The organism is Myroides fluvii (genome assembly GCF_009792295.1).
Classification (GTDB): domain Bacteria; phylum Bacteroidota; class Bacteroidia; order Flavobacteriales; family Flavobacteriaceae; genus Flavobacterium; species Flavobacterium fluvii_A.
Map to the genome: position 1 here is coordinate 2,366,492 of NZ_CP039934.1, position 24,432 is coordinate 2,390,923.

Genomic DNA, 24,432 nt, shown 5'->3' on the forward strand with positions numbered 1-24,432 from the left:
ATTTACGGCTGACAGATATAATCAAGAATAGAAAAACCACCGCTTTATGGGTGGTTTTTTTTGTTGTGTTATCTCACTTATTTTTTGTTGTTTTGGTGCAGTTTCTCACCGTAATGCGAATTAACGATGAGCAAACCTCACAAAGTACAAGCCTCACAAAGTATAACTATTTCTTTTGTTGTTCAAAAATCGTATGCGTAGCACTTTGTTTTTCAATCACTCTAAAGTAGCCTAATGCTTCTTTTTCTGGAGTGGTTAAATTTTTTATATTTCCGATGATTCGTCCACTAGGTACTTGGAAAGGTCCGCCTCCATTGTCGATAGCATCGAAAAAGCTCATGGCAAAATCATGGTAATTGCGTGAAATTTGAGCGAATTCAAGTTCTACTTTTTCTCCAGGAACCGCATCTTCATGAATGATAAAAAGCGATTCCATTCTATTTCCTTTGGCGTATTCATTTGATAGAACACGGGGATGAGGTGCTCGTTCGGCATATTGATAAAAGAAATAGTAGTAATTCAAATTTTGATTTGCACGTGGTGTATCTTGAAAATATACACGTAATACATAGTAGTCTGTGTCAAAAAAGTTTTCGCGTTCTTGTATGATTTCAAGGATTTCTGGACTTGAGGTATACGTTTCGGTTGCTTCGTATAAATCGTTGTCGTATTCCACTTGTAGTTTGAAAGTATCCCCATCGGTAGGTTTGGCAATTTCCGTTGTATAATAGCGTCCCGTTTGGGCTAATTCACGCAATAAAAATAGATGACCTTGTTTGTCGCTGATGCGAACTAGAGCGTTGTTTACAGGAGGAATTTCTAGGTTAAAGTAATCCGTTGTTAAACTCAGTTTGACAAATAGGGTGTCTGTAGCTCCCATTCTGTCAAAGTCTAAGTTTCCTTCTACAACTAATCTTGGTTCAGCAGTTGGCAAATCGATATCAATCACTTTTGTACACGAAGTGAATGACAAAGACAGTAAGCATAGGATATAAGATATTTTTTTCATCGACTTAGAATTTAAAATTGTACGTAACACTTGGCACGAAACCAAAAATAGACATCTTTTGCGCCTCATTCTTTCCGCGAATATCCTCATTCTCTCTAAAAGAAATAGAAGCGGCATTGTATCGACTGTATAGGTTGTAGATTCCAAATACCCACTCGCCTTTCCATCGTTTTGTTGAATTAGGCTTTGGCGTATAGGTTGCAGATACATCTAAATGGTGATAAGCGGGCATATTGTTCGCATAGCGGTCTCCAAATTTAGGTACGCGTAAACCTAAGTATTCATATTGTCCTTCTGGATAGGTGATTGGTCGACCAGATTGTAGTGTGAAACTTGCGCTGAATGTCCATTTTGGATTGTAGTCATACATGGCCGTGATGGATAAATCGTGTAGTTTGTCATAGGATGCTCTGTACCAATTTCCGTTGTTAATTCCGGGTTCATATGCTGTTCGGCCAGGCGTGCGTTGTTCTGCTCGTGATAAAGTATAAGCAACCCATCCTGTTAGTTTACCTAAGTTTTTTCTAAATAGTACTTCTAATCCGTAAGCACGAGCTTCTCCATTGAGGATTACGCGTTCAATCGCTTCGTTTCCTACTAATTGTGCGCCATCAATATAATCGATGCTATTTTTTACTTTTTTGTAGAAAACCTCTGTTTCTAAACTGAATTTTCCGTCTGCAAAGTTTTGGAAATACCCTAAAGCGACTTGATCGGCTAGTTCAGGATCGGAATACTTTCCACTAGGAGTCCAGATGTCTAACGGCGTTGGAGCGGCAGTATTAGACATTAAATGGATGTACTGCGTCATGCGGTTATAACTCGCATTAATTGATTGGTTGTCGTTGATAATATAAGCAATCCCAAGACGTGGCTCTAGGTTATTGAATTGTTCAATAGATTTATTTTTCTTATAATAGGTAGTCTCTACTATATCAGCCATTTTATAAACCCCCAATTGTTGGTCATACCACACCGGTTGGTTGTTGGCATACGTATGTTCAACTCCCTTTCCCTTTGCGTTGAAGTGAGAGAAACGCAAACCATAATTTACGCTAATATGTTGACCGAAATTCTGTTCAGCTTCCATATAAACACTACTCTCCGAAGCGTATTTGTTATCTAATTTTTTATAGTTGATAGACGAATCGCTCCTTGTTGGCTTCATGGTTCCTGGATAGAAAATATATTCTGTATGCCCAACACCATAACGCAATTGTAAAGCAGGGTTGATATCGTGTACGAAGTCATACTTCAATTGTGTGCTTTTGATTCCATTGGTCCAATTAAAACCAACTAATTCCAAATCAAGGTCATAGGTATATTGACTTGTAGATAAGGTAAGGTCGCCCATTAAATCATCGTTATACATTGTTCGCCAATCCAGGGTAGCAGCTAAGTTTCCGAAGCTGTTCTTCATTAAGTCTGTAAAGCTAAAAATATCTTTTCCGTAATAGGCGGAGAAGAATAGTTTGTTCTTTTTGTTGAGATCAAAACTCACCTTGGTGTTGATATCGTAAAAATAAGCAGAGTTCTTGTTATCGGTCATTTTTAAAAATAGGTGAGCGTAAGAACCACGTCCTGCAACTAAGAAAGATGATTTTCCCTTTTGTATAGGACCTTCTGCTAATAAACGACTCGAAATAACACCAATCCCCCCTTCAAGGGCATAGTCATTTTTGTTTCCCTCTTTTTGAAATACATCTAATACAGAAGACGCACGTCCACCAAAACGTGCAGGAATTCCTCCTTTGTAGAGTTTTAAATCGCGAATAGCGTCTGAATTAAAGATAGAAAAGAAACCAAAAAGATGCGAAGAGCTATATACACTTGCATGGTCTAGTAGAACTAAATTTTGTCCTGCACTACCTCCTCGAACATTAAATCCCGCAGCACCTTCACCGGCATTTGTCACCCCTGGAAGTTGAAGAATAGATTTTAAAATATCCGATTCCCCAAGTACAACTGGCATTTTCTTGATCTCTTCTGTCGTTAATTTGTTGACACTCATTTCTGGTTTTCGAATATCAACTTTGTTTTTATTTTGTACAATAACTACTTCAGATAACTCAGCGTTATCTGAGGATAATACAAAATCTAACGTTTTGTTTTTTGTTAGATTTACTTTTGTAAACTTATCAGCATAACCAATATAGGATATTTTTAAGGTATAGCTACCTTCTTTTAAGGTGATGGAATAATGTCCTTTTTCATTGGTAATAGCACCATTATTGATTTCGTTAATGTAAATCGTAGCTCCTATTAGAGGCTCGTGGTTGTCTTTTATAGTCCCTTGTAAAAGGTACGTAGCTTGTCCTTTCGTGCTCATCGTTATAAAAAACAGGATACAGGATAAAAATACCGTTCTGAGTTGATAGCGTATCATCATAGTTTGATAATTAATTCGAGTACGAAAGTAACCAAGTTTTAGGGTATTTTGAGAAAAGAATATGCAAAAGGACATTTTTTTATCTTAATGGTTTTTATATAAGTTTTTTGCAGTCAATGTGTTGGATACAGTATCTTTAACCCTTAAATGAATTAACATGTGGAGATGGTATTCTAATATATGGTATCGAAATATTTTTGGGCTACTGACGCTGTGCTTAATTTTTGGATTTATTCAATATACTAGTTTAGGAGATAAGACAATTCGTGAAGTATTGGTGGAAATGGTTCCTGCAATAGCTTTGATTTATTGCTTGCTTTATGTTAACAATGTATTTATAATCAAGCGTTTTTTGTTGACGAAAAAGTATGACTCCTTTTTATTGTGGTTTATTGTCTATTTGGTTTTTGGTGTATTTTGTTTGAGTCAGTATGCAATTTATGTAGGGGAGTTTAAGTCGTTGATTCTCGAGATTACGAACACGTTGTTTTTTACCATTTTAGGTACAGGGACGTATTTCATTCACCAATGGGCTTTCCAAAACATAACTTTACGCGAAAGAAAATTAGCGAATACCGTAGCGGAACTAGACTTTTTAAAGATGCAATTGAATCCGCATTTTCTGTTGAACGCCATGAATAATCTATATGGAGAGGCCTTGACAAATCCCAGTGATACACCCAGTCGAATTTTGCAGTTATCACATTTATTTCGCTATCAAATAGAGGCCAGCAAAAAAGAGGAAGTCCGGTTGGAGTTGGAAATTGACTTTGTCAACGAGTATTTAGATTATTATATATTTACGAGTGATTCGCTAGTAGTAGATATTGAGTATCATGGAGAATTAGAATTATATAGCGTACCTCCTTTGTTGTTTTTTAGTTTGGTCGAGAATGCCGTGAAGTTTAGTTTACAAACCGAAAAACCGTCGATTTCGATAAAGTGGAAAGAAGAGGGAGGAAAGATATATTTTGAAATTATCAATAGCTGTCTACCAATTGAAAAACAAAAACAAGGCACAGGCTTAGGGTTAAACAACTTGAAAAGAAGATTAGAAGTATCTGGTATTCACGCTCGATTTGAAGTTGAAGATCAAAAAAATAGATATAAATCAAAACTTACGTTATGGGGACTAAATACAAATGTTTAATTGTTGATGATGAAAAGCCGGCGCATCAGGTTTTGATGAGTCATATCAATCAATGTGAAGATTTAGAATGTGTAGGTACTGTTTTTTCAGGTAAGGAGGCTTTGCTTTTTTTACAACAAAACGAAGTGGATATTCTCTTGTTAGATATCAATATGCCGTTAATTTCGGGATTAGAGTTTTTGGATATGCTAACTGTCAAACCGGTTACTATTATCACAACTGCGTATTCTGATTTTGCTTTAGAATCTTATGAAAAAGACGCTGTTGATTATCTATTAAAACCCATTTCGTTTGGCAAGTTTTTAAAAGCAATTGAGAAGGCAAAGATATTCTGTAAGAACCGAAAGGATTCAACGGATATAGTAAAGGATAATGTGTTGAAAATTAGGGAAGATGGGATGGATGTCGTATTGGATATTGACGAAATTCTATTTGTTGAAAGCGCGGGAAATTACATTAAAATTTATGTTGAAAATCGAAGTAAAAGTTATTTTGTATATGGCTCGTTAATTAGTATTAAGACAGAATTACCCGATTACTTCATACAAGTGCATCGTTCCTTTATTATCAATCGAAAGCATGTGGTTAAAAAGGAATTGGGAAAAGTAACGTTACAAGAAAACATTGAAATACCAGTAGGTAGAAAGTATCAGATTTTAATTGAGTAACAAAGTAGCGCGTTTTTTACAGGGTGATTTTTTGTTTTAATTTTCTTGAGAATAATAATTGATTTTTAAACAAAGAGTAAACCATCTGTTTCAGATGATTTGAACAACATCACAACGTGCAGAGGTCTTTTTGTAGGATGTTTTTTTGTAGTATTTCCCTTGAAAAAAAGCATATTATGCCTTGGGTATAAAGAAAGAATGGAAGTTGTGGATGTTCTCGAAACAACAATAGAATCATATAATTTAGATCTACCTTGAGGTAATTCCTTGAAGGTAGATCTATTTTTAGATGTAGCTTATTAGTATAAATTATTTGATGACTTCTTGCGCTTGCGCTGTCCTAGAATACTAATGGCGATGCAGGCAAGTACAAGGGCAAGTGATCCAATCTCCAGTGTCTGTTTGTACAGAAATGAGTCAAAATTTTGAACCATTAGTATCATGCCGACGAGGAGGAGTATAAAAACAAAAAAGTCCGTCGATAATCGACAGACTTTTTTTTATGTTTTCAACTAGTATAGTATTGTTTACTATTATAAGTGGATTACTTCACCGTAAGCATCAGCAACAGCTTCCATTACTGCTTCACTCATGGTAGGGTGAGGGTGAACCGCTTTTAGGATTTCATATCCTGTAGTTTCTAATTTACGCGCTACAACTGCCTCGGCAATCATATCTGTAACACCAGCACCAATCATGTGACATCCTAACCATTCGCCGTATTTTGCGTCGAAGATCACTTTTACAAAACCATCAGGTGTTCCTCCTGCTTGTGCTTTACCAGAAGCAGAGAATGGGAATTTACCAACTTTGATTTCGTAACCCGCCTCGATTGCTTTTTTCTCTGTCATACCAACAGAAGCAATTTCAGGAGTAGCATACGTACATCCAGGGATGTTTCCGTAATCTAATGGCTCAACATGATGACCTGCGATTTTCTCCACACAAAGGATTCCCTCTGCAGAAGCAACGTGTGCTAAGGCTTGTCCAGGAACAACATCTCCGATTGCGTAGTAACCAGGGATATTCGTTTGGTAGAAATCATTCACTAAGATTTTATCACGATCTGTAGCAATTCCAACTTCTTCTAAACCGATATTTTCAATATTTGTTTTGATACCAACGGCTGATAAAACGATATCTGCTTCGATGATTTCTTCACCTTTTGCTGTTTTTACCGTTGCTTTTACTCCTTCGCCAGTTGTGTCAACTTTCTCCACAGAAGCATTCGTCATCACTTTGATTCCAGCTTTTTTCAACGAACGCTCAAATTGTTTAGAGATGTCTTCGTCTTCTACAGGAACGATGTTTGGCATGAATTCAACAACAGTTACATCTGTTCCCATTGCATTATAGAAATAAGCAAACTCAACACCAATTGCACCTGAACCTACAACAATCATTTTCTTTGGTTGTTGTGGCAAAGTTAAAGCTTGACGGTATCCAATTACTTTTGTACCATCTTGTGGTAAGTTTGGCAATTCTCTAGAACGTGCTCCTGTTGCGATGATAATATGGTCTGCACTATATTCTGTTACTTTTCCATCCTTATCTGTTACGTCAACTTTTTTTCCTGGTTTTACTTTTCCAAATCCATCGATAACTTCAATTTTGTTCTTTTTCATTAAGAATTGAACACCTTTGCTCATTCCTGCCGCAACTCCACGTGAACGTGCAACTACTGCGTCGAAATCTTTATCAACTTCTCCATTAATTGTCAATCCATAATCAGATGCATGTTTCAAGTATTCAAATACTTGTGCAGATTTTAGAAGTGCTTTGGTTGGAATACATCCCCAGTTTAAGCAAATACCTCCTAAATTTTCTCTTTCAACTACTGCGACTTTAAAGCCTAATTGAGATGCTCGGATTGCAGTAACGTAACCTCCAGGGCCACTTCCTAAAACAATAATATCGAATTTCATATGTATGTATTTCTATATTTTACGCTACGAAAATAATCAATTATTTCCGTACTTAAAACTTTCGGTTTGAAAAGTTGATAGACTGAAAATTAAAGAATTGTAAATACAACTTCTTTTCTGGTCTGCTTTCAAAGAATATCAATAGTGAACGTGTGTTTTTATTGTCTGATTAGTAAAGAAAAGAGCAATTTATTTCGAACAATAGCAGCAGGGAGCTTAATGATAGACAAGGGATAGTAAAGACGTTTATTTTACCAATACCCTAAAAACTTCCACCATAAACCACCTAAGGTAATCCAGATTGTTAAGTTTACGATACTAAGTATGAATCCCACTTTCCACCATTCCGCTAAGGTCGTATATCCTGCGCCAAATATGATAGGAGCAGTACCTGTTCCATAATGGGTGAGTGACATCATTAAGGAAGAAGAGGCGCCTAGTAACAAAGCGAGGAGCATGGGAGGAGCCCCTAATGCAATTCCCGCTGTAAAGAAAGCCGCAAACATGGCCGTGATATGCGCTGTTGTACTCGCAAAGAAATAGTGTGAATAGACATACACAAGTAGTAATAATAACGTACCTACAATCCAACTTACTCCCAAATGGTTTATTCCAGTACCAACCGTTTGAGCCAACCAAGAAACAAGTCCGAGTTTACCTAGAAAGCTTGCCATCATGACTAAAGCCGCAAACCATACAATGGTATCCCATGCACCGTGATTTTTTAAAATATCACTCCAAGAAAGCACGCCCGTAAGGAGTAAAATAGATAATCCAACAAAAGCAGCTGTCGTTGGTTGAACGAGAAACGCATCACCAAAGAGCATAGCGGGAACACCCGCCCATAAAAACAGTAATAAGAGGAATACACCCAATGTGATTTTCTCAGGCAATGAAAAAGGGCCTAATTCTTTGAGCTGTGCTTTAGCAAAATTAGGTGCATCTGGGGTTTCTTTTATTTCTGGAGGACAGATCTTATATATAACTAAAGGCATAATGAATAATGCAAATAAGGCTGGCACAAAGGCCGCTACAGCCCACATGCCCCAGGTTAAGTTGAAATCACCATCTGTTCCTTCGTAAATTAAGCTTACAATTAACGGATTTGGCGCAGTTGCTGTAATAAACATGGCAGATGTAATGGGGTTGGTGTTGTAATTGACTAAGGCCAAGTAACGACCAATGCGCTTGCGTAATTCAGGCGTTGGACTGGATCCGAAGCTCTCAGAAATGGAACGCATAATAGGATAAATAATACCCCCACCACGTGCGGTATTACTCGGAGTAACTGGCGCTAATATTGTTTCTGCAAAAGCCAAAGCGTATGCAATACCCAATGTTTTCTTTCCAAATAAAGAAATAAGAAAATAACCAATTCTAGCGCCTAATCCCGTTTTGCACAAACTAATGGAAATCATAATGGAAATACCAATGAGCCAAATTAAATCGTTTGAAAAACCACTTAAAGCATCGCTTAACGCGGCTTTTGAACTTTCGGGATTGGTTACTCCTGTTAGGGCAACCAAGGCTATAGCTACGATGGATACCCCTCCAATAGGCATCGCCTTTCCAATAATTGCAGCTATCGTTCCTACGAATAAGGCGAGTAGATGCCAAGCATGCGGGTCAACTCCTGTTGGAACGGGAATAACAAACCAAATTAACAAGGTGAGGGATACAGCAATAGCAGCGGGTACGGGTTTGATTGGATCTAAAGTATAGGCCATATTCAATCTAATTAAGTGAATAGAAAATACTGCGTACTCTTATCGCAGTATATGCTAGTATCCTTTATCCAATAAATAGACCAAACTGTGTTTTTTTTATTTCTTTTTTGAATTTTTTTTAAAATTTAATTTGAAAAGTGAAACTTGCGGGGCGTTGCTGTTTTGAAAGATTTGTTGGAAAAGGCGAGTATTGACGTGAAAATAGGGAGACCATAGGGCCTGTTTTATGGGCATAAAAAAAGGATTGTGTTTTAAAACACAATCCTTGGTTATTTCATTTTTCAAATTTAGGCGGATTCAACTACTTTGAACTGAGAGTCGTATAAGTTTCTGTAATATCCGTTTTCGTATGTTAATAACTCGTGATGAGTTCCTTTTTCTACAATTTTACCTTTGTCCATTACGATAATAACATCCGCATTGACAATTGTAGCTAAGCGGTGTGCAATAATGATAGAAGTCTGATTATGCGTTAAGTAATCGGTTGCTTTTTGAAGCAATTCTTCAGAATGAGAATCAATCGATGAAGTTGCTTCATCGAGGATTAGAATACTCGGTTTGCTTACATAAGCGCGCAAAAAGGCAATTAATTGTCGTTGACCTGAAGATAACATCACACCGCGTTCTTTTACATCGTAATCATAGCCACCAGGTAAACTCATAATGAAATCATGGATACCTATTTTTTGAGCAGATTCAATAACGAATTCTTTTGTGATTGCGGGATTATGTAGGGTAATATTGTTTAAGATACTATCGCTAAACAAGAAAACATCTTGTAAGACAATAGCAATTTGTTTGCGCAAAGAAGCTAATTCAAAATCGTGAATATCGACATGATCAATTTTAATTGTTCCTGTATTGATATCGTAAAAGCGATTCAGCAAATTGATAATGGTGGATTTTCCTGCTCCTGAAGACCCCACAATAGCAACGGTCTGTCCTGCTTTAATTTCCAAGTCTATTCCTTTTAAAACTTCTACTCCTGGAATATAACTAAAGTGAACGTTGTGTAGTGAAATATCACCTTTAAAAGCAGGTGCTTGTATGGTTCCATTATGTTCCATTATTTCATCCATTTCCAGTACTTCGAATACGCGTTCTGCAGCAATAATTCCCATTTGCATCACATTAAATTTATCGGCAATTTGACGCAATGGGTTAAACAACATACTGATTAGCATGGTATAGGCAAATAAATCCCCAAATGTAGTAAGGTTATCTCCTTGTACGATAGACATTCCTCCATACCAAATGACCATTCCTAAGGTTAAGGAAGAAACAATATCGGCAATGGGGAAAAAGATAGAGTTGTATAAAATATTTTTTAACCAGGCTTGGTTGTGTTTTTCGTTAATTTCTTTGAACTTTTCATACTCAATTTCCTCACGAGTAAATAATTGAACAATCTTCATCCCTGAAATGCGCTCTTGTACAAAGGTATTGAGGTTGGCAATTTGCGTGCGCACTTCTTGAAAGGCATCTTTCATCTTAATTTGAAAGATTCGCGTGGCATACAATAATATAGGCATAGCCAATAATACGATACAGCTTAATTTCCAGTTCATGTAGAACATGATTCCGAGAACAACAACCATTTTTAGTAAATCACTGACAATCATAAATAGCCCTTGACTGAATATACTGGCAATCGATTCGATATCGGATACCGAACGCGTAACCAATTTACCAACAGGTTCATTGTCGAAATAACGCATGCGGAAAGAGATAATCTTTTTAAAGAGTTCTTCTCGAATATCTTTGACGATATCTTGTCCCAGCCAACTTGCCCAATAGGTAAATAAAAATTGGAACATCACTTCAAAAAATAGCACAATAGCCATCAGTCCCACATAGAGCAATAAACCGTTCTGATCTTGGGGTTGTACGTAGCTATTCACGGTTTCTTTGACCATATACGGACGTGCCGCGGCAAAGATTGACAGGGCAATAGCAAAAAAGATCACCCAACGAAATCTACTTTGATAAGGTTTGGCGTATGCTAAGGTTTTGCGTAAGGATATAGAGTTTAATTTTTTCATAAATAAGGGTAACCTACTTTTGTTAAAAATAAGCCTTTTCCGGGAACTGAGAAACCAGCTTGTCCTCGGTCTTTGCTTTCGATGATGGTTCTGAAATCATCGAGGGTGATTTTGTGTAGCCCCACGTTGATTAACGTACCGACAATAGCGCGTACCATATTGCGCAAAAAGCGATTGGCACTTACGGTGAATATCAGTTGATTGTTGTCGATAAAGGCCCATTCTGCTTTGTAAATAGTACAGTTGAAAGTGAAAACATCGGTATGCGTTTTTGAAAAACACTCGAAGTCTTCGTATTCAAATAGAATTTGTGCCGCTTGATTCATCAATGCGATGTCCAAAGGACGGTGATGGTAATAACTCAACGGGTGGGCAAAAGCATCTTTGAATAAATGCATGTGATATTCATAGGTGCGATAGGTTGCATCAAATCGAGCATGGGCTTCCTCTGTTACACTGTGGAATTGATACACCACAATATCGGGAGGTAAAAACGAATTCATTTTTTGAATTAAAGTAGAAGAATCAAAAGGTAAATCATAATCAAAATGAGCAAACATTTGTTTTGCATGCACCCCTGCATCAGTTCTACCTGCACCTACTAATTCAATCGGTTGACGCAGTAAAGTCGAAATAGCCTCCGTTAACGTTTGCTGTACCGTACGTGCATTGGGCTGTAATTGCCATCCATGATACGCTGTCCCGTTATACGCAAATTCGATAAAATATCTCAAAATTCATTCAGTTTTTAAGCGTACAAATATACTTTAAAAATAAGGACTTGGCAGTTCAAGTTTACATAAAATTGAGGTAAACATTTGGCAAATTGTTATTCTAGGGTTACAAAATTAGCAGAAACCCAAGCTCGAATGTTTTGATTGGGATTGTATAAATACGCAGATACATTGTCTTCGGAAAAATTTTCAGGATTGACTTCTACATAAAGCCAAGTGCGATCTTCTACATCAACTGTATCTAAAATTTTTACTCGTGTATTCTTTTTAATTTTTGCAATAGTGTATTCTCCATTTGCATTAAAAAAATAATCAAAATCTTCATCTTGATGTTTTTCCGTGGATGGATAAGATCTTAAATCATAACTTTCAATTTGAATGACTCCCCATTTGACCGTACTATAGTAAGGCGAATAGTCAGCTACCTCAAAATGTTTTACATTGTTATATGGGTCAACTACGCCATAATTCTCTATAAATGATATACCTTCCTCATCAAAATGAATGGTCAATTTTCCGCGTACTACGGACTCTCCACAACATCTATTTTGGGTCAGTGTGATATCTTTTTGCCTCGCTTCAATTTCAGACGAAGAATAATTTGTAAATAAAACCGGGGTATAATCATTTGACTTTTTATCTAAATAAAAGGCATAAACAAAATTCGTTTCTCCCCAAGGATACAAGTAGACAATAGCTTTTATCTCAGGTGTTAGATTCAGGTATATTTTGGTGTAATCTTCCTTTTTTTCATCGTCCCATCGCAGGATGTATTGATCTAAATCGGCTTCTGTTTCAAAATCTTGTTCTTCAATTTTGTTAAAAATAATTTCATCACTTGCTTCGATATAGGTATTGTATTGCCCATAACTAACAGCACTAAAACCTAGTAAAAGAGAACAAAGGATGTAGTTGATATTTTTCATCATACTATTTGATTGTAATAGAGAGGTAAGATAACTTTTAAAAATAGGATACGTAAGATAAATATTTTTTTTCTTCGTTGTATTGGCATCGAGGAGGATTTGAATTGCGCTCTAAAATAAAGGACATAAAAGGAGTTGGAAAAACACAAAAAAACCAATGAAATAGTCCTATTTTTACTTTTTGAAAAGAAATAATATCATGAGAAAGATAAAAAAGCTTGTCTTAGCGCTAGTGCTAGGAGGGATTTGTACCGCAATGCAGGCCCAAGAATTTAATGACTATTTTGAAAACAAAACGTTGCGCTTGGATTATGTTTTTGGCGGAAATGCAGATCAACAGTTTATTTTATTGGATGAATTAGCGCGTTATCCTACTTGGGCAGGAAGGCAACATCATTTAGGTGAAAATGCGTTACGCGGCAATGGGCAAATTCGCTTGTATGAAGAAGCTACCAATCAACTTATTTATACCACTAGTTTTAGTACATTATTTCAAGAGTGGTTATCTACTCCAGAAGCAACAGCAGGAACAAAGAGTTTTGAAAATGTATTTTTAGTTCCTTTCCCCAAGCAGAAAACACGTGTAGAAGTGGTGCTCTTTGATGAAAAAGGAAAGGAAAAAACAACTTTATCCCATCTGGTTTTACCTACAGATGTATTGATTCACGATAAGGGAACTCAAAACCTAACTCCACATGAATATATTCATCAAGCTACAGATCAAACAAAGGCTATCAATGTTGTTTTAATGGCAGAAGGATTTACAGCCAATGAAATGGATCAGTTTATGGAAGCAGCAAAAGTATCCGTAGCTGAAATATTCAAGCATAAACCTTTCGATAAATTTGCCGCTCATTTTAATTTTATTGCCGTAAAGAGTACTTCATTAGATTCAGGGGTGAGTGTTCCGCGTAAAGACGAGTGGAAGAAAACAGCAGTAGAATCTAACTTTGATACTTTTTATTCTGAGCGTTATTTAACGACCAATCGCCTGAAAAAAGTACACGATCTCTTAGCGGGAATTCCGTATGAACACATCATTATTTTAGCTAATACAAACGTATATGGAGGTGGTGGAATTTACAATTCGTATACCTTAACAACTACAGGTCACAAAGATTTTAAACCCGTTGTTGTACATGAATTCGGGCATAGTTTTGCTGGGTTGGCCGATGAATATTTTTACGAACAAGATGTGTTAAGCGATTTCATTTCCAATCAAACCGAACCGTGGGAACAGAATATTACAACCTTAAAGGATTTTGATTCGAAATGGAAAAATCAGTTAAAGAAAGGAACGCCGATTCCAACACCGATGGATCAAGCGAAAAAATATCCGATGGGGGTTTATGAAGGATTGCCGGGTAATGGCATTTACAAAGGAGAGTTAGCATGTCGTATGCGTACCAATCAACATGATAAATTTTGTTCTGTTTGCCAAAATGCCATTGAGTCGTTGATTCAATTTTATATTGATTAGTTTTTGTGGAATGATTTAAGAGGAATAAAATTGAAAAAGATACTATTGTTATCCGATACGCATAGCTGTATGGATGAGTCGATTTTAAAATATGTCAAACAAGCAGATGAGGTTTGGCATGCAGGAGATATAGGGAATATTCAAGTGACAGATGAAATTAAAAAACATGCCCCATTGCGTGCGGTATATGGCAATATTGATGATAAAGAGGCGCGATTAGAATTTCCGGAAGAACAGCTTTTTACTTGTGAAGGGATGAAGGTGTATATGATTCACATTGGTGGCTATCCTGGCAAGTATAAAACTCAAGTAAGAGAACAATTGTTGAAAGAAAAGCCAGGGTTGTATATTTGCGGGCATTCTCATATTCTGAAAGTGCAGTATGATTCGCTGTATCAGGTACTGCATTTGAATCCAGGTGCAGCGGGAATTAGTGGAATGCACCAAGTGCGCACGATGTTGCGTTTTGTATTGGATCAAGGAACGATTAAAGATTTAGAAATAATCGAATGGCCTAAAAACAAAAAAACCGAACAAGTCTAATTGTTCGGTTTTTTTTACGCACTAATAAACTAAGATGTTAGGTTTATCGTAAGCGATCCACAGATTTTACAAGATCTTCATCCTTCTTGATGGCTTTGTTTGCTAATACAAGCAATACGATAGAAACAATAGGGAGGAACATCCCAATACCTTTCTCAGAAACGATTTCTGTCGCTTCTCCAGATACAGTTAGTGTTCGATAAACAAATAATCCTAATAGTATAACGTTTAATATCATAGTCAGTCTGTTGCATACAAACTGTCGTTGTCTATTTTTGTAGTTCAGGATACTTACTAGAGTCAATGCCGTACACACGCCAAAAAGGATGGTGTAACTCGGAACAAACATAAAGTAAATTTCCTCTTGTTGTACATTGTACCATAATGGAAAAACAAAGGGTAATACGCCAAGCACGATAAGGGCTAGGGTCATATATACGGTTTGAATTCGCTGTAGCATGATGATTGGATTTCTGTAACTCACACAAAAGTAAGGTTTCTTTTTTAGAAAAACACATTAAATATTAAAAATAATTCGTATTATTGCAACAGTTATGTCGTAAGTACTTCATAATACGACACTTCTACTAACAAAAATCCCATTCTTATTTTTAAGACACAACTCATTTATTTATAATCTATAAACATTTATATGTTTGACATTTCCCAATTAGAAAAAATGAAGGTTTCTGACCTTCAGGAGATCGCGAAGCAGGCTAAGCTAACTAAGGTGTCGACTTTAAAAAAAGGAGAGTTAATTGAGCGAATTATTGCGCTTCAAACTCCAACGGAAGCTAAAGCGCCGAAACCTGTTGCGAAAAAAACAAAAGCAGTTCAAGCTGAATCGGTTCAGGCTGTGCCAGCAGAAGCTACTACAGTCGAGAAAACTAAACGCCCAAGGCTAGCTAATAAACAAGCAACGGAGGTTGGAGCAACACCGGTAGAAGGGAAACAAGATCAGATGACTGAAACAAGGGTAACAGCAATCGAACCGTCGAGAGAGCAGCGAGTAGAGGATAAGGAAACAGCGAAAAGCGATCAACCTTCTCAACCTCGTGACAGTCGAAAAGAGTTCACACCCAAAAAGAAAAATGACAATACAAAGCGCGATTTTCAAAAACGCGATTTCAAAAATAACAGACAACAACAAGGAGACGAACAACGTCAAGGTGTTGCTCCTGATACTACAAAAAGCGAAACTGAGCCTCCAGTTGTAAGCGACCAGCCTATTGTTGAACAAGAAAATAAGAAACAACACCACAATCAACAAGGCAATAAAAACCAACAGCGAAATCAAAACCAATCGAATAACAATAACGCTCACCAAAAAAATAATTTCAGAGAACCAGATTATGAGTTCGATGGTATTATTGAAAGTGAAGGTGTGTTGGAAATGATGCCTGATGGCTATGGTTTCTTGCGTTCTGCGGACTATAACTATTTGTCTTCTCCGGATGATATTTATTTATCTCAATCGCAAATCCGCCTTTTCGGATTGAAAACAGGAGATACAGTAAAAGGTGTAGTACGTCCTCCAAAAGAAGGCGAAAAATTCTTCCCTTTGGTACGCGTATTGAAAATCAATGGGCATGATCCTCAAAGTGTAAGAGATCGCGTGTCTTTTGAGCATTTAACACCGATTTTCCCAACGGAAAAATTCAAATTAGACGGACATAGAAGTACAACGTCAACGCGTATTATGGATATGTTTGCTCCAATTGGTAAAGGACAGCGTGGAATGATTGTTGCTCAGCCGAAAACGGGTAAAACGATGTTGTTGAAAGATGTTGCTAATGCTATAGCGGCGAATCATCCAGAAGTTTATTTGATTGTTTTATTAATCGATGAACGTCCAGAAGAGGTTACCGATATGCAACGCAGCGTGAGAGCAGAAGTAATTGCTTCAACCTTTGATGAGCCTGCAGAACGCCATGTAAAAGTGGCCAATATTGTGTTGGAGAAAGCAAAACGCTTGGTAGAATGTGGGCATGATGTGGTGATCTTATTGGATTCCATTACGCGTTTAGCGCGTGCTTATAACACGGTACAACCTGCTTCCGGAAAAGTATTAAGTGGAGGTGTGGATGCGAATGCACTACAAAAACCAAAACGCTTCTTCGGTGCAGCTCGTAATATCGAAAATGGAGGATCGTTGAGTATTATTGCTACGGCTCTAGTGGATACAGGTTCTAAAATGGATGAGGTTATTTTTGAAGAGTTCAAAGGAACAGGAAATATGGAGCTTCAGTTGGATCGTAAATTGGCGAATAAACGCATTTACCCAGCAATTGACATTACTTCTTCAAGTACACGTCGCGATGATGAGTTGTTAGATCGCGATGCATTACAACGCACGTGGACCGTTCGCAAAGTGATGGATGATATGAATTCAATCGAAGCCATGACTTCCATTATTGATTCGATTAAAAATACGAGAAATAACGAAGAGTTTTTCGCGGAAATTCAAGGATAATTTAGTGATTCAAATATAAGTTGAAAGAGATAGAACCTTATGGAACTATCTCTTTTTTTATTTTTATGAAGGAGTAATTAGATAGTTTGTTATTTTTGCGCCGTTGATTGCTTTGAACCGAATATACAACATGATAAAATTTGTCTTGATATTGCTTGTTTTACTGCTGGACTACCTAGGGTATCGCTACGGGAAGTCTCGCCTGACTATGCGACGTAAAACGGTAAAGTTTAAAGGAAAATCACTTCAAAAAACCTGGTCTGAAAAACGAGCACTAATAGAAGAAAAGACCAAAAAACTCGAAAGAGAGATGAAGGAAGAAGATGAATTTGATGATTTGATTGACAAAGAAACTTTTAATTTCCTATTGGCTGGTGCTATCGCTACTTTGTTGTTTTTAATCATCGGATTGTTCACAGGAAATCCTTTGTACTTTTATTTGATTGTCTTTTTGATTACTACCTTGGTTTATGTGTATTATAGTAAGTTACAGTAATCGGAAGATGAATTAACTTACTCTTCTTTCTTTTTCTAGTAGTAGTGTATTCATTTGTGTTCTCGCGTATTTGCGTCCTTTTAAAAAGCGACCGTAAATCGAATCTTCTCGGTAATATGCGATGAAGTAATCTAGTTCTGGGATTGTCATTTCTGTGGGGTGTAAAAAGCGCTTTTTGTCGTCTATACCAGTGGTGTTTGCTAATTTAGTAGTATTTTCAAGTAGGTGAGTTCGATCTAAAGGAAGCGTTTCCTCTACATCGATTAAAATATACTGGTTGAGATCTAAACTAGGGGGGTCGATGTGTTTTACGTATTCTTCCACACTTCTATTTTCAAGATAAATGAGACCGCCACCTATGCTATGTCGATTTTGTTGGTTCTTCTTAACACCTGAAATCCAATACTCATCTCCAGATTCAAGTTCATAGTAGTTCCCTGATACGCCATTGCCTCGTAAGCTTTGAAAAGCCTTGCCATCAAAATACAAGGTTTTTCCACTTTTGGAAAAAGAAATAAGACCAATCCAAGCAGGGCCATTATGACTAAATCCTGTTTTTAATTCGATATATTTTAATGTTGTTTTCATGAGATGACAATATGACGTGTGTTTTTTATTTTACAAGGATATGATGGTGTTGATAGAGAGTGTTTTATAATTAAAATAGTTGCTATATCCAGCACCTATAGACAGGTTGTGAATAAGAGAATTACTTTTTAATGCAATTGATTTTAAAACTTCAAGTTTGTAATTGGCATCGTTGTCAAAGACTGAGATTGTGCCAATGGTAGAAATGCTAAGTTTTGAAAAATAATTGAATGCATAAAAATGAGCGCCTATCTTTTCATGTGAACCCTGTAAATAATCAATGCCCATTCCGAAGCTATAGTTGTTTTTGAGTGTTATTCCATATTTGAGCTGATGGTTTTGAGTCGTGTGATACAGATTAGAATCGTTGAGTTTTCTATTTTGATAGGTATAGACAAAAAAATCAAAGCAATCTGATTTCTTGTAAAATACATTCCAATGCGCAACTTGAGTATAGACAGAGTAGAATCCATGGGTATCAAAAGAATAGTCTAAACCTATACTTGTATTGAGTTTCCTATTGCCTAAATATGAAGCTTGATAGGAAATATGAAAACCATAAGGTAGTTGGGATGTTGTTTTTAATCCGATGTTCATTGAATTCGAAATAAAACACCTTGAAACACTGCTTTCTCCATCCGTATAACAACCTTTTCGGGGTAATTTGTCTTTAAATTTTGTGTATTGTTTCTCTAAATCTAGTGTATTTGAGACATGATGAATGAGTTCTAAAAGTTGATTCTTTTCAACTATAGCATCTTGTTGCTCGGGATTCCAATAGGTTTGTATCTTGTATTCTTGAGGGCTCGCTTGTTCAATCTCATACGTAATTCCTCCACATCCCATCCGCCAAGTGGAAATTTCATGATCAGACGGAAGGTCTAATAGGGGAGATTGCTGAAGCCAATGATATAGTGCTTTGGACTGAGTTGAAGGCAGTGTTGTTTTCGTTTGAATAATTTCTTTTTTATCGTTATTTAATTTCTTCGTGTGATAAGTATAATGAATAAGAAACCCTTCAAAAAGAGAATCTCTTTTATTTATTTCAATGAGTTGTCCTTGCATCCAAAGTCTGAAGTTGAAGTCATCTGTAGATTGTTTAAAATCCTTAAGTGCAAGTCTGTGTTGTAAGTCGCTTTTGTAGTGGTTCCAATAAAGGGTATCGCCTTCTATTTTTTTAGCTTGTGCTAGAACAGATGGGTTAATCACTAGCGTGAAGAAAAAGGAGAACAGGAAAATAGAATGCAGTAGTTTTTTCTTCATAGACAGAACCACAGTTAAGGTTGTTTGTTAATCTAAACGTAAGAGGAATAGGAAATGTACTAAGATAAACTTAAAAAAGAAAAAGTTTATCGGAAGAAAAAATGGATTTATACATAAGTTTCGTTTAAACGATAGTTTAAAGATATACTAGATGAAGTTGATAGAAAATGAAAGGATTGATATTTAAGAAAATGGGGGGATCTACAAACAAATAGAGATTAGGTGGGTGAGTGTAGTGATTTTCGATCATGAAAAACATGAGGGAGCAGTTAGGGGGGGAGTATTTGCCTTTGATACAGAAAAAAACTTCTAGGCTAAGCCTCTCTCAATTAATCAATTAATCCATGATGTGAAAAAAAACAGCTATTTTTTCTTTATTCTAGTTTGGTTTTACAGAATATCGTCTTATATTTGCACTCACAATAAGCAATAAGGCCACGTGGCGCAACTGAATAGCGCATCTGATTACGGCTCAGAAGGTTGCAGGTTTGAATCCTGCCGCGGTCACGAAAACAATGGCGATGTGGCGCAACTGAATAGCGCATCTGATTACGGCTCAGAAGGTTGCAGGTTTGAATCCTGCCATCGTCACAAAAAGAAAAAGGTTATACATTTGTATAACCTTTTTTTATGGTATTTAGCCAAATTGTATGGAATATTTTGTATAAACGCTATATTTAACAAAAGTAAATAGAGTCTTTGTCGTGCAATGGTCGTGCAGAATTCGGCTTGTATGTCCTCCTGAAAATAAAAAGATTCATTTAATTTTTGTCGTCCTGACAAAGGAAGGAGAAGAAGCACATCCAATAAATCACTACTAAAGTTCCAAACGAATTAGTTTATTTCCTTTTAGGAGCACTTCAAGTATTTAGTTTTACATAAGTTCCGTTTTTTTGTACTACCCTTTTTAATATTCAACTCTAAAAAAAAGAAGTAATGTTGTTGAATCGCTCAGTAGATTACTTCGCGAAGAGCGACGATGTTGAAGAAACGAATTTCCTAAACGAAGTGCAATACCCCAAATCAATTGCCTAATTCAAAAACTACAAAGTTGACAAAGGGGAGAAGTACAGTATCGAAGACGTGAGTTCCTTTCCAATTTCAAACAAAGCTGTAACCGAAGCACGCAAGAAGTTTAAAAAAGATGACCAAACCTGGATACAAATATTCAGGTTCGCTTAGATTTCATCAACCCAGAAAGCACAGATAAATTTATAGAAAAAGGTTGGGATGAAGAAAGGCAGATGTACTACTATTTATGTTATTTCAATATAGAAGTGAAGTAGTTTAAAAAAACAGCGATGAAGAATAGTCGCTGTTTTTTTGTTTATCATTTAAAATATAGCATAATTTAAATAATGCTTAATTTCTTCTTCATTAAAAAGACTAAAAACATCTAAATTTTTTTTATAAAAATCATTAATAACAAAGTTTCTCTCTATCATAGAAAACTCATTGTTTCTTGCTCTTATTTTTAGTTTTTCTATTTTCTCAATTATGCTTGGGTAATATTCTAATTCCATTTCAAAATTTTTAAATAAAATATCCAAATCGCTAGAACTGTATGTGTTAGTGTTTTTATTGATGATTTTTCTATTTCTATCCTTATGAACTAATGTGTTTAATAAACCAGACATTCTTTTTAACTCCTCAACAAAGAATTCATTTACGGGTATTTCAGTTGCGTGAATTTTTGCAGGAACTATAGTTCTACCAAAACTCTTTAAAAAAGGGCTATAAGTAACATCCTCTATGTGTTTCTTTAGCGTTGCTTCTACTTTTTGAGCTAGTTTTTCTTTGAACGATATTATATCTGAAAACCTCAAAGAAGAAGGATAAGATAAATGTTCTATAGAACCTACATCAAACGAATATCCTGTTTTATCATCTATTATAATAATTGTAGGTTTATCAAATGCTAATCGTAAGCCTAATTCAAACATTACATTAGGATTTTTAGAACTAACATCACAAACTACTATATCATCATTATAAATATTTGTAACTATCCTTTCTTGAATCAAACCAACAGATTCATCATCGCTTACTATTCTAGACTTTAAACCAATTGATGTTAATACACTCTTTATAATATCTTCTACTTCTTTCCAATGTCCTTTCGGGTAATCATTATGATCTGAAATAGGCATAATAATTCCACACATAACATCGTTTTCTTTATCTTTTTCCTGTTGCTCTGCAGGTACTGTATGGTCGGTCTTTTCTATATTATTTTCTGGAGTATTTTTTTTGGCTGTCATAATTAGAATTTAATTAGCAAATATATCTAAATTTAGATATATGTTAAATATCGTTAATTAATAAAAACAATGACTTTACTAAATTATAGTAAATTTGAATGTATTTCTAACCTCAACGTAATTGGAACGCTGTTTAGAGCAAAATTAGAATAGGGAAAGTCAATTAATTGACTTTCCCTATTCTAATTATTCTTTATCAGCTAATTCTTGTAAAACACTAATTATATTTGTTGATGAATATCTGCCAGCATATCCAATAGCTATTGCTAAAGCTTCTAATCCCGAAGGATTTGAATCAGTAGTACTAACAACTAATCCATTTTCAAGTATTTGATTTCTCTCTATTTGAATCGCTAATGTCAGGATCTCAAAATCACTTAATTTAGGAAACTCGCCTTTTAATTTTTTTGCTATAGTTGTATAGTCTTCAATTTCAGTTCGCATAGTTTAAATATTAGAATTATAAACCATAAACATAAAATGTTTTTTTGCATATATTAGAATCGTTCACTCAATAAAACCCTTACTTCACCAACTTCTCATATTCAAACCACACTTCATTATTAACCACACTGCTTCTCCTAAGCAAAATCATTATTTATTTTTCTTTTTCTTGAAGTTTAGACAAATCTTTTAAAGCATCCCTAAATTTGTCAACAAGTGTACAACAAGAGAGACGCTTATTAAAAATACAAATAAATAAACATAAATCAATTGGTTTTCTGTTTAGGCATCCTGTTATAAAACCTTTAATTCTCGTATTTTTGTTTTTGTAAACAACAATGAAATACATGACCCTCGATTACCTCCAATTCTGGTTTTCTGCTTATAACGAACACGGTACTCATTCGCCTTTTGTGTTTAATCTATTGACGCGTGGACTCTATCCTACCGATATCCGTTGGAAAGGACAATCGAGGAAAGAGCAGTTCTTCAATCGGTTGTTGTCGTATATTGAACCCCAACAACTCGCTACTTTAGATGGAAGCCTCCCCAAAGAAGTAAAGCTGTCGATTTCCGTAGATTTGTATCAAGCAGATTCGGGTAAGTGCTATGATGCGATTCTCTTTCAAGGGACTGATGCAAAAGCTTGGCCTGCTGTAGAAGAAGTTGCACAAACGATGCACAACGATTCCCTTTGGATGATTGATCGAAGAGGAAAAGAAGCCTCCATTGAAAAATATTGGCAAGAAGTCGTGGCATCCGAGGAAATGATTGTAACTTTAGATTTCTATTATTTTGGTGTGGCTTTGAAGCGAAAAGAACAGTTGAAGCAGCATTTTCAATTGCGTTTGCAACCAGATCGCGTTTTCCGCCTTTTGCGCGTGTAACAAAAAAACGCTTTGGCACACTTATATGAAAATACGAAGATTATGTCTAAAGAATTAATTATTGATATCAAGGCGATTAAGCGCGATTTTAAAATGGGATCCGAAACGGTAAAAGTTTTAAAAGGAGTGGATTTGCAAATTGAAAGAGGAGATTACGTCGCTTTGATGGGGCCTTCTGGATCGGGTAAATCGACGTTGATGAATATTTTAGGTTGTTTGGATACGCCTACTTCGGGCTATTATAGCTTAAATGGCAAAGATGTTAGTCAGCTAAACGACGATCAGTTGGCAGAAATTCGAAACAAAGACATTGGTTTCGTCTTTCAAACCTTCAATTTGATGCCGCGTACCACAGCTTTAGACAATGTAGCCTTACCGATGATTTACGCTGGACGCTCCAAAGAAGATCGCAATAAACGCGCTTCAGATGTGTTGCACATGGTGGGCTTAGGGGATCGCATGGATCACCATCCCAATCAGTTGTCCGGAGGACAACGACAACGTGTGGCAGTCGCTCGCGCCTTAGTGAATACTCCTTCTATTATTTTAGCGGATGAACCTACGGGAAATTTAGATACCAAGACTTCTATTGAGATTATGGGGTTATTTGATGAGATTCACCACAAAGGCAATACCGTTATTCTCGTGACACACGAAGAGGATATTGCCGCGCACGCGCATCGCATTATTCGCTTGCGCGATGGCGTAATTGAAAGTGACCAGCGAATAAAATAAAAACAAGCCGTTGAATTGCGCCTAAAGTATTGTATTTTGCTTGAGTAAAACAAGATTGAAGACACAGGGAATAATGAAGATATACACTAAAACAGGAGATCAGGGCAGTACCGCATTATTTGGCGGTACACGTGTGCCGAAAAACCATATTCGAATAGAGGCTTACGGTACAGTTGATGAGTTAAACTCTTATCTGGGACTGATTCGAGATCAAGAAATCCCAGCGCTAGAAAAGCAAGCCTTGCTTGCAATTCAGCATGATCTTTTTACTTTGGGAGCCATTTTAGCTACAGACCCTGCCAAAGCAATATTAAAAAATGGACAAGAACGCCTCAATATTCCGAAAATTACAGCAGAAAACATTGCCTTTTTGGAAGGAGAGATTGATCGCATGGAGGAGCGACTAGCTCCTATGACCCATTTTATTCTTCCTGGAGGTCATACAACAGTGTCATTCTGTCATATTGCACGTTGTGTTTGTCGTAGAACCGAGCGCTTGTCAGTACAATTGGATCGAGAAGAACCGCTAGCAACAGAAGTTTTAATGTATTTAAACCGACTTTCTGACTTTCTATTTGTGTTGGCACGAAAGTTGACTTTTGATTTACAAGCGGAAGAAATTAAATGGATCCCTGAAAAGATAAAATAACCATGGAAATCTGCCGTTTTTTGTTGTGATTAAGTAGGACGTT

The 24,432-nt window shown here is 36.3% G+C and carries 21 protein-coding genes, 2 tRNA genes and 1 pseudogene; 12 read left to right on the top strand and 12 right to left on the bottom strand.

What is annotated here, in order from left to right; translation table 11 throughout:
* Window positions 1-166 precede the first annotated feature (166 nt).
* Together FBR08_RS10855 and FBR08_RS10860 are read right to left on the bottom strand one after the other, a co-directional pair.
* Complete coding sequence (locus tag FBR08_RS10855; RefSeq protein WP_158962729.1) at window positions 167-1,009, bottom strand: DUF4249 family protein; 843 nt, start codon at window positions 1,007-1,009, stop codon at window positions 167-169.
* A gap of 4 nt (window positions 1,010-1,013) precedes the next feature.
* Window positions 1,014-3,338 carry a TonB-dependent receptor gene (locus tag FBR08_RS10860; protein ID WP_233266097.1) on the bottom strand — a complete coding sequence of 775 codons (2,325 nt, stop codon included), beginning with the start codon at window positions 3,336-3,338 and terminating at the stop codon, window positions 1,014-1,016.
* 217 nt (window positions 3,339-3,555) lie between these two features.
* On the opposite strand from FBR08_RS10860, the gene FBR08_RS10865 reads away from it, so the two are divergent.
* Together FBR08_RS10865 and FBR08_RS10870 are read left to right on the top strand one after the other, a co-directional pair.
* A complete protein-coding gene (locus FBR08_RS10865) occupies window positions 3,556-4,548 on the top strand; it encodes a sensor histidine kinase (RefSeq protein WP_233266098.1) in 993 nt (330 codons plus the stop codon).
* Window positions 4,524-5,216, top strand: a complete 693-nt coding sequence (locus FBR08_RS10870; RefSeq protein ID WP_158962730.1) for a LytR/AlgR family response regulator transcription factor — start codon at window positions 4,524-4,526, stop codon at window positions 5,214-5,216. Before FBR08_RS10865 ends, FBR08_RS10870 begins: the two co-directional genes overlap by 25 nt.
* Before the next feature lie 533 nt (window positions 5,217-5,749).
* Here the strand turns inward: FBR08_RS10870 and lpdA are convergent.
* The 5 genes from lpdA to FBR08_RS10895 all read right to left on the bottom strand — a co-directional run bounded on the left by lpdA (window position 5,750) and on the right by FBR08_RS10895 (window position 12,573).
* Entirely contained in the window at window positions 5,750-7,141 is a 1,392-nt protein-coding gene (gene lpdA / locus FBR08_RS10875; protein WP_158962731.1) for a dihydrolipoyl dehydrogenase, read from the bottom strand.
* Window positions 7,142-7,392: 251 nt separating this feature from the next.
* Window positions 7,393-8,868 carry a DASS family sodium-coupled anion symporter gene (locus tag FBR08_RS10880; RefSeq protein WP_158962732.1) on the bottom strand — a complete coding sequence of 492 codons (1,476 nt, stop codon included), beginning with the start codon at window positions 8,866-8,868 and terminating at the stop codon, window positions 7,393-7,395.
* A 287-nt stretch (window positions 8,869-9,155) separates the two neighbouring features.
* A complete protein-coding gene (locus tag FBR08_RS10885) occupies window positions 9,156-10,910 on the bottom strand; it encodes an ABC transporter ATP-binding protein (protein ID WP_158962733.1) in 1,755 nt (584 codons plus the stop codon).
* Window positions 10,907-11,644: a tRNA pseudouridine(38-40) synthase TruA gene (gene truA, locus FBR08_RS10890; RefSeq protein WP_158962734.1), complete on the bottom strand. Its 738-nt coding sequence runs from the start codon at window positions 11,642-11,644 to the stop codon at window positions 10,907-10,909. The genes FBR08_RS10885 and truA overlap by 4 nt, the downstream gene beginning before the upstream one ends.
* Window positions 11,645-11,739: 95 nt before the next feature.
* Window positions 11,740-12,573: a hypothetical protein gene (locus FBR08_RS10895; RefSeq protein ID WP_233266099.1), complete on the bottom strand. Its 834-nt coding sequence runs from the start codon at window positions 12,571-12,573 to the stop codon at window positions 11,740-11,742.
* A gap of 196 nt (window positions 12,574-12,769) precedes the next feature.
* Between FBR08_RS10895 and FBR08_RS10900 the strand changes: the two genes are divergently transcribed.
* Window positions 12,770-14,050, top strand: coding sequence for a M64 family metallopeptidase (locus FBR08_RS10900; protein WP_158962735.1), 1,281 nt, complete (start codon window positions 12,770-12,772; stop codon window positions 14,048-14,050).
* A gap of 30 nt (window positions 14,051-14,080) precedes the next feature.
* Window positions 14,081-14,593 carry a metallophosphoesterase family protein gene (locus FBR08_RS10905; RefSeq protein WP_158962736.1) on the top strand — a complete coding sequence of 171 codons (513 nt, stop codon included), beginning with the start codon at window positions 14,081-14,083 and terminating at the stop codon, window positions 14,591-14,593.
* 43 nt (window positions 14,594-14,636) lie between these two features.
* Here the strand turns inward: FBR08_RS10905 and FBR08_RS10910 are convergent, their stop codons facing one another.
* Window positions 14,637-15,053 (bottom strand): DUF4293 domain-containing protein, encoded by a 417-nt coding sequence (locus FBR08_RS10910; RefSeq protein ID WP_199268592.1) that lies wholly within the window; start codon window positions 15,051-15,053, stop codon window positions 14,637-14,639.
* A gap of 192 nt (window positions 15,054-15,245) precedes the next feature.
* Here FBR08_RS10910 and rho point away from each other — a divergent pair, with 192 nt between their 5' ends.
* A complete protein-coding gene (gene rho, locus FBR08_RS10915; protein ID WP_158962738.1) occupies window positions 15,246-17,066 on the top strand; it encodes a transcription termination factor Rho in 1,821 nt (606 codons plus the stop codon).
* Window positions 17,067-17,196: 130 nt separating this feature from the next.
* Window positions 17,197-17,562, top strand: coding sequence for a hypothetical protein (locus FBR08_RS10920; RefSeq protein ID WP_158962739.1), 366 nt, complete (start codon window positions 17,197-17,199; stop codon window positions 17,560-17,562).
* Window positions 17,563-17,574: 12 nt separating this feature from the next.
* On the opposite strand, the gene FBR08_RS16750 is transcribed toward FBR08_RS10920, so the two are convergent.
* Both FBR08_RS16750 and FBR08_RS10930 read right to left on the bottom strand, forming a co-directional pair.
* Window positions 17,575-18,150 carry a hypothetical protein gene (locus FBR08_RS16750; RefSeq protein ID WP_199268593.1) on the bottom strand — a complete coding sequence of 192 codons (576 nt, stop codon included), beginning with the start codon at window positions 18,148-18,150 and terminating at the stop codon, window positions 17,575-17,577.
* A gap of 30 nt (window positions 18,151-18,180) precedes the next feature.
* Window positions 18,181-19,413: a hypothetical protein gene (locus FBR08_RS10930; RefSeq protein WP_158962740.1), complete on the bottom strand. Its 1,233-nt coding sequence runs from the start codon at window positions 19,411-19,413 to the stop codon at window positions 18,181-18,183.
* A gap of 433 nt (window positions 19,414-19,846) precedes the next feature.
* Here FBR08_RS10930 and FBR08_RS10935 point away from each other — a divergent pair.
* The 3 genes and pseudogenes from FBR08_RS10935 to FBR08_RS16930 all read left to right on the top strand — a co-directional run.
* A tRNA-Arg gene (locus FBR08_RS10935) sits at window positions 19,847-19,920 on the top strand.
* A 10-nt stretch (window positions 19,921-19,930) separates the two neighbouring features.
* A tRNA-Arg gene (locus FBR08_RS10940) sits at window positions 19,931-20,004 on the top strand.
* Between the two features lie 333 nt (window positions 20,005-20,337).
* A pseudogene (locus tag FBR08_RS16930) lies at window positions 20,338-20,699 on the top strand (nucleoid-associated protein); the annotation flags it as partial.
* Between the two features lie 48 nt (window positions 20,700-20,747).
* Here FBR08_RS16930 and FBR08_RS10950 read toward each other — a convergent pair.
* A complete protein-coding gene (locus FBR08_RS10950) occupies window positions 20,748-21,674 on the bottom strand; it encodes a hypothetical protein (RefSeq protein ID WP_158962741.1) in 927 nt (308 codons plus the stop codon).
* 186 nt (window positions 21,675-21,860) lie between these two features.
* Window positions 21,861-22,118: a histidine kinase gene (locus FBR08_RS10955; protein WP_158962742.1), complete on the bottom strand. Its 258-nt coding sequence runs from the start codon at window positions 22,116-22,118 to the stop codon at window positions 21,861-21,863.
* A 338-nt stretch (window positions 22,119-22,456) separates the two neighbouring features.
* Here FBR08_RS10955 and FBR08_RS10960 point away from each other — a divergent pair, with 338 nt between their 5' ends.
* From FBR08_RS10960 to FBR08_RS10970, 3 genes are all read left to right on the top strand, one after another.
* Window positions 22,457-23,005, top strand: coding sequence for a hypothetical protein (locus FBR08_RS10960; protein ID WP_233266100.1), 549 nt, complete (start codon window positions 22,457-22,459; stop codon window positions 23,003-23,005).
* Window positions 23,006-23,047: 42 nt separating this feature from the next.
* Window positions 23,048-23,740 carry an ABC transporter ATP-binding protein gene (locus tag FBR08_RS10965; protein ID WP_158962743.1) on the top strand — a complete coding sequence of 231 codons (693 nt, stop codon included), beginning with the start codon at window positions 23,048-23,050 and terminating at the stop codon, window positions 23,738-23,740.
* A gap of 73 nt (window positions 23,741-23,813) precedes the next feature.
* On the top strand, window positions 23,814-24,389 hold the full coding sequence (locus FBR08_RS10970) for a cob(I)yrinic acid a,c-diamide adenosyltransferase (RefSeq protein WP_158962744.1): 576 nt from the start codon (window positions 23,814-23,816) through the stop codon (window positions 24,387-24,389).
* The last annotated feature ends 43 nt before the right edge of the window (window positions 24,390-24,432 follow it).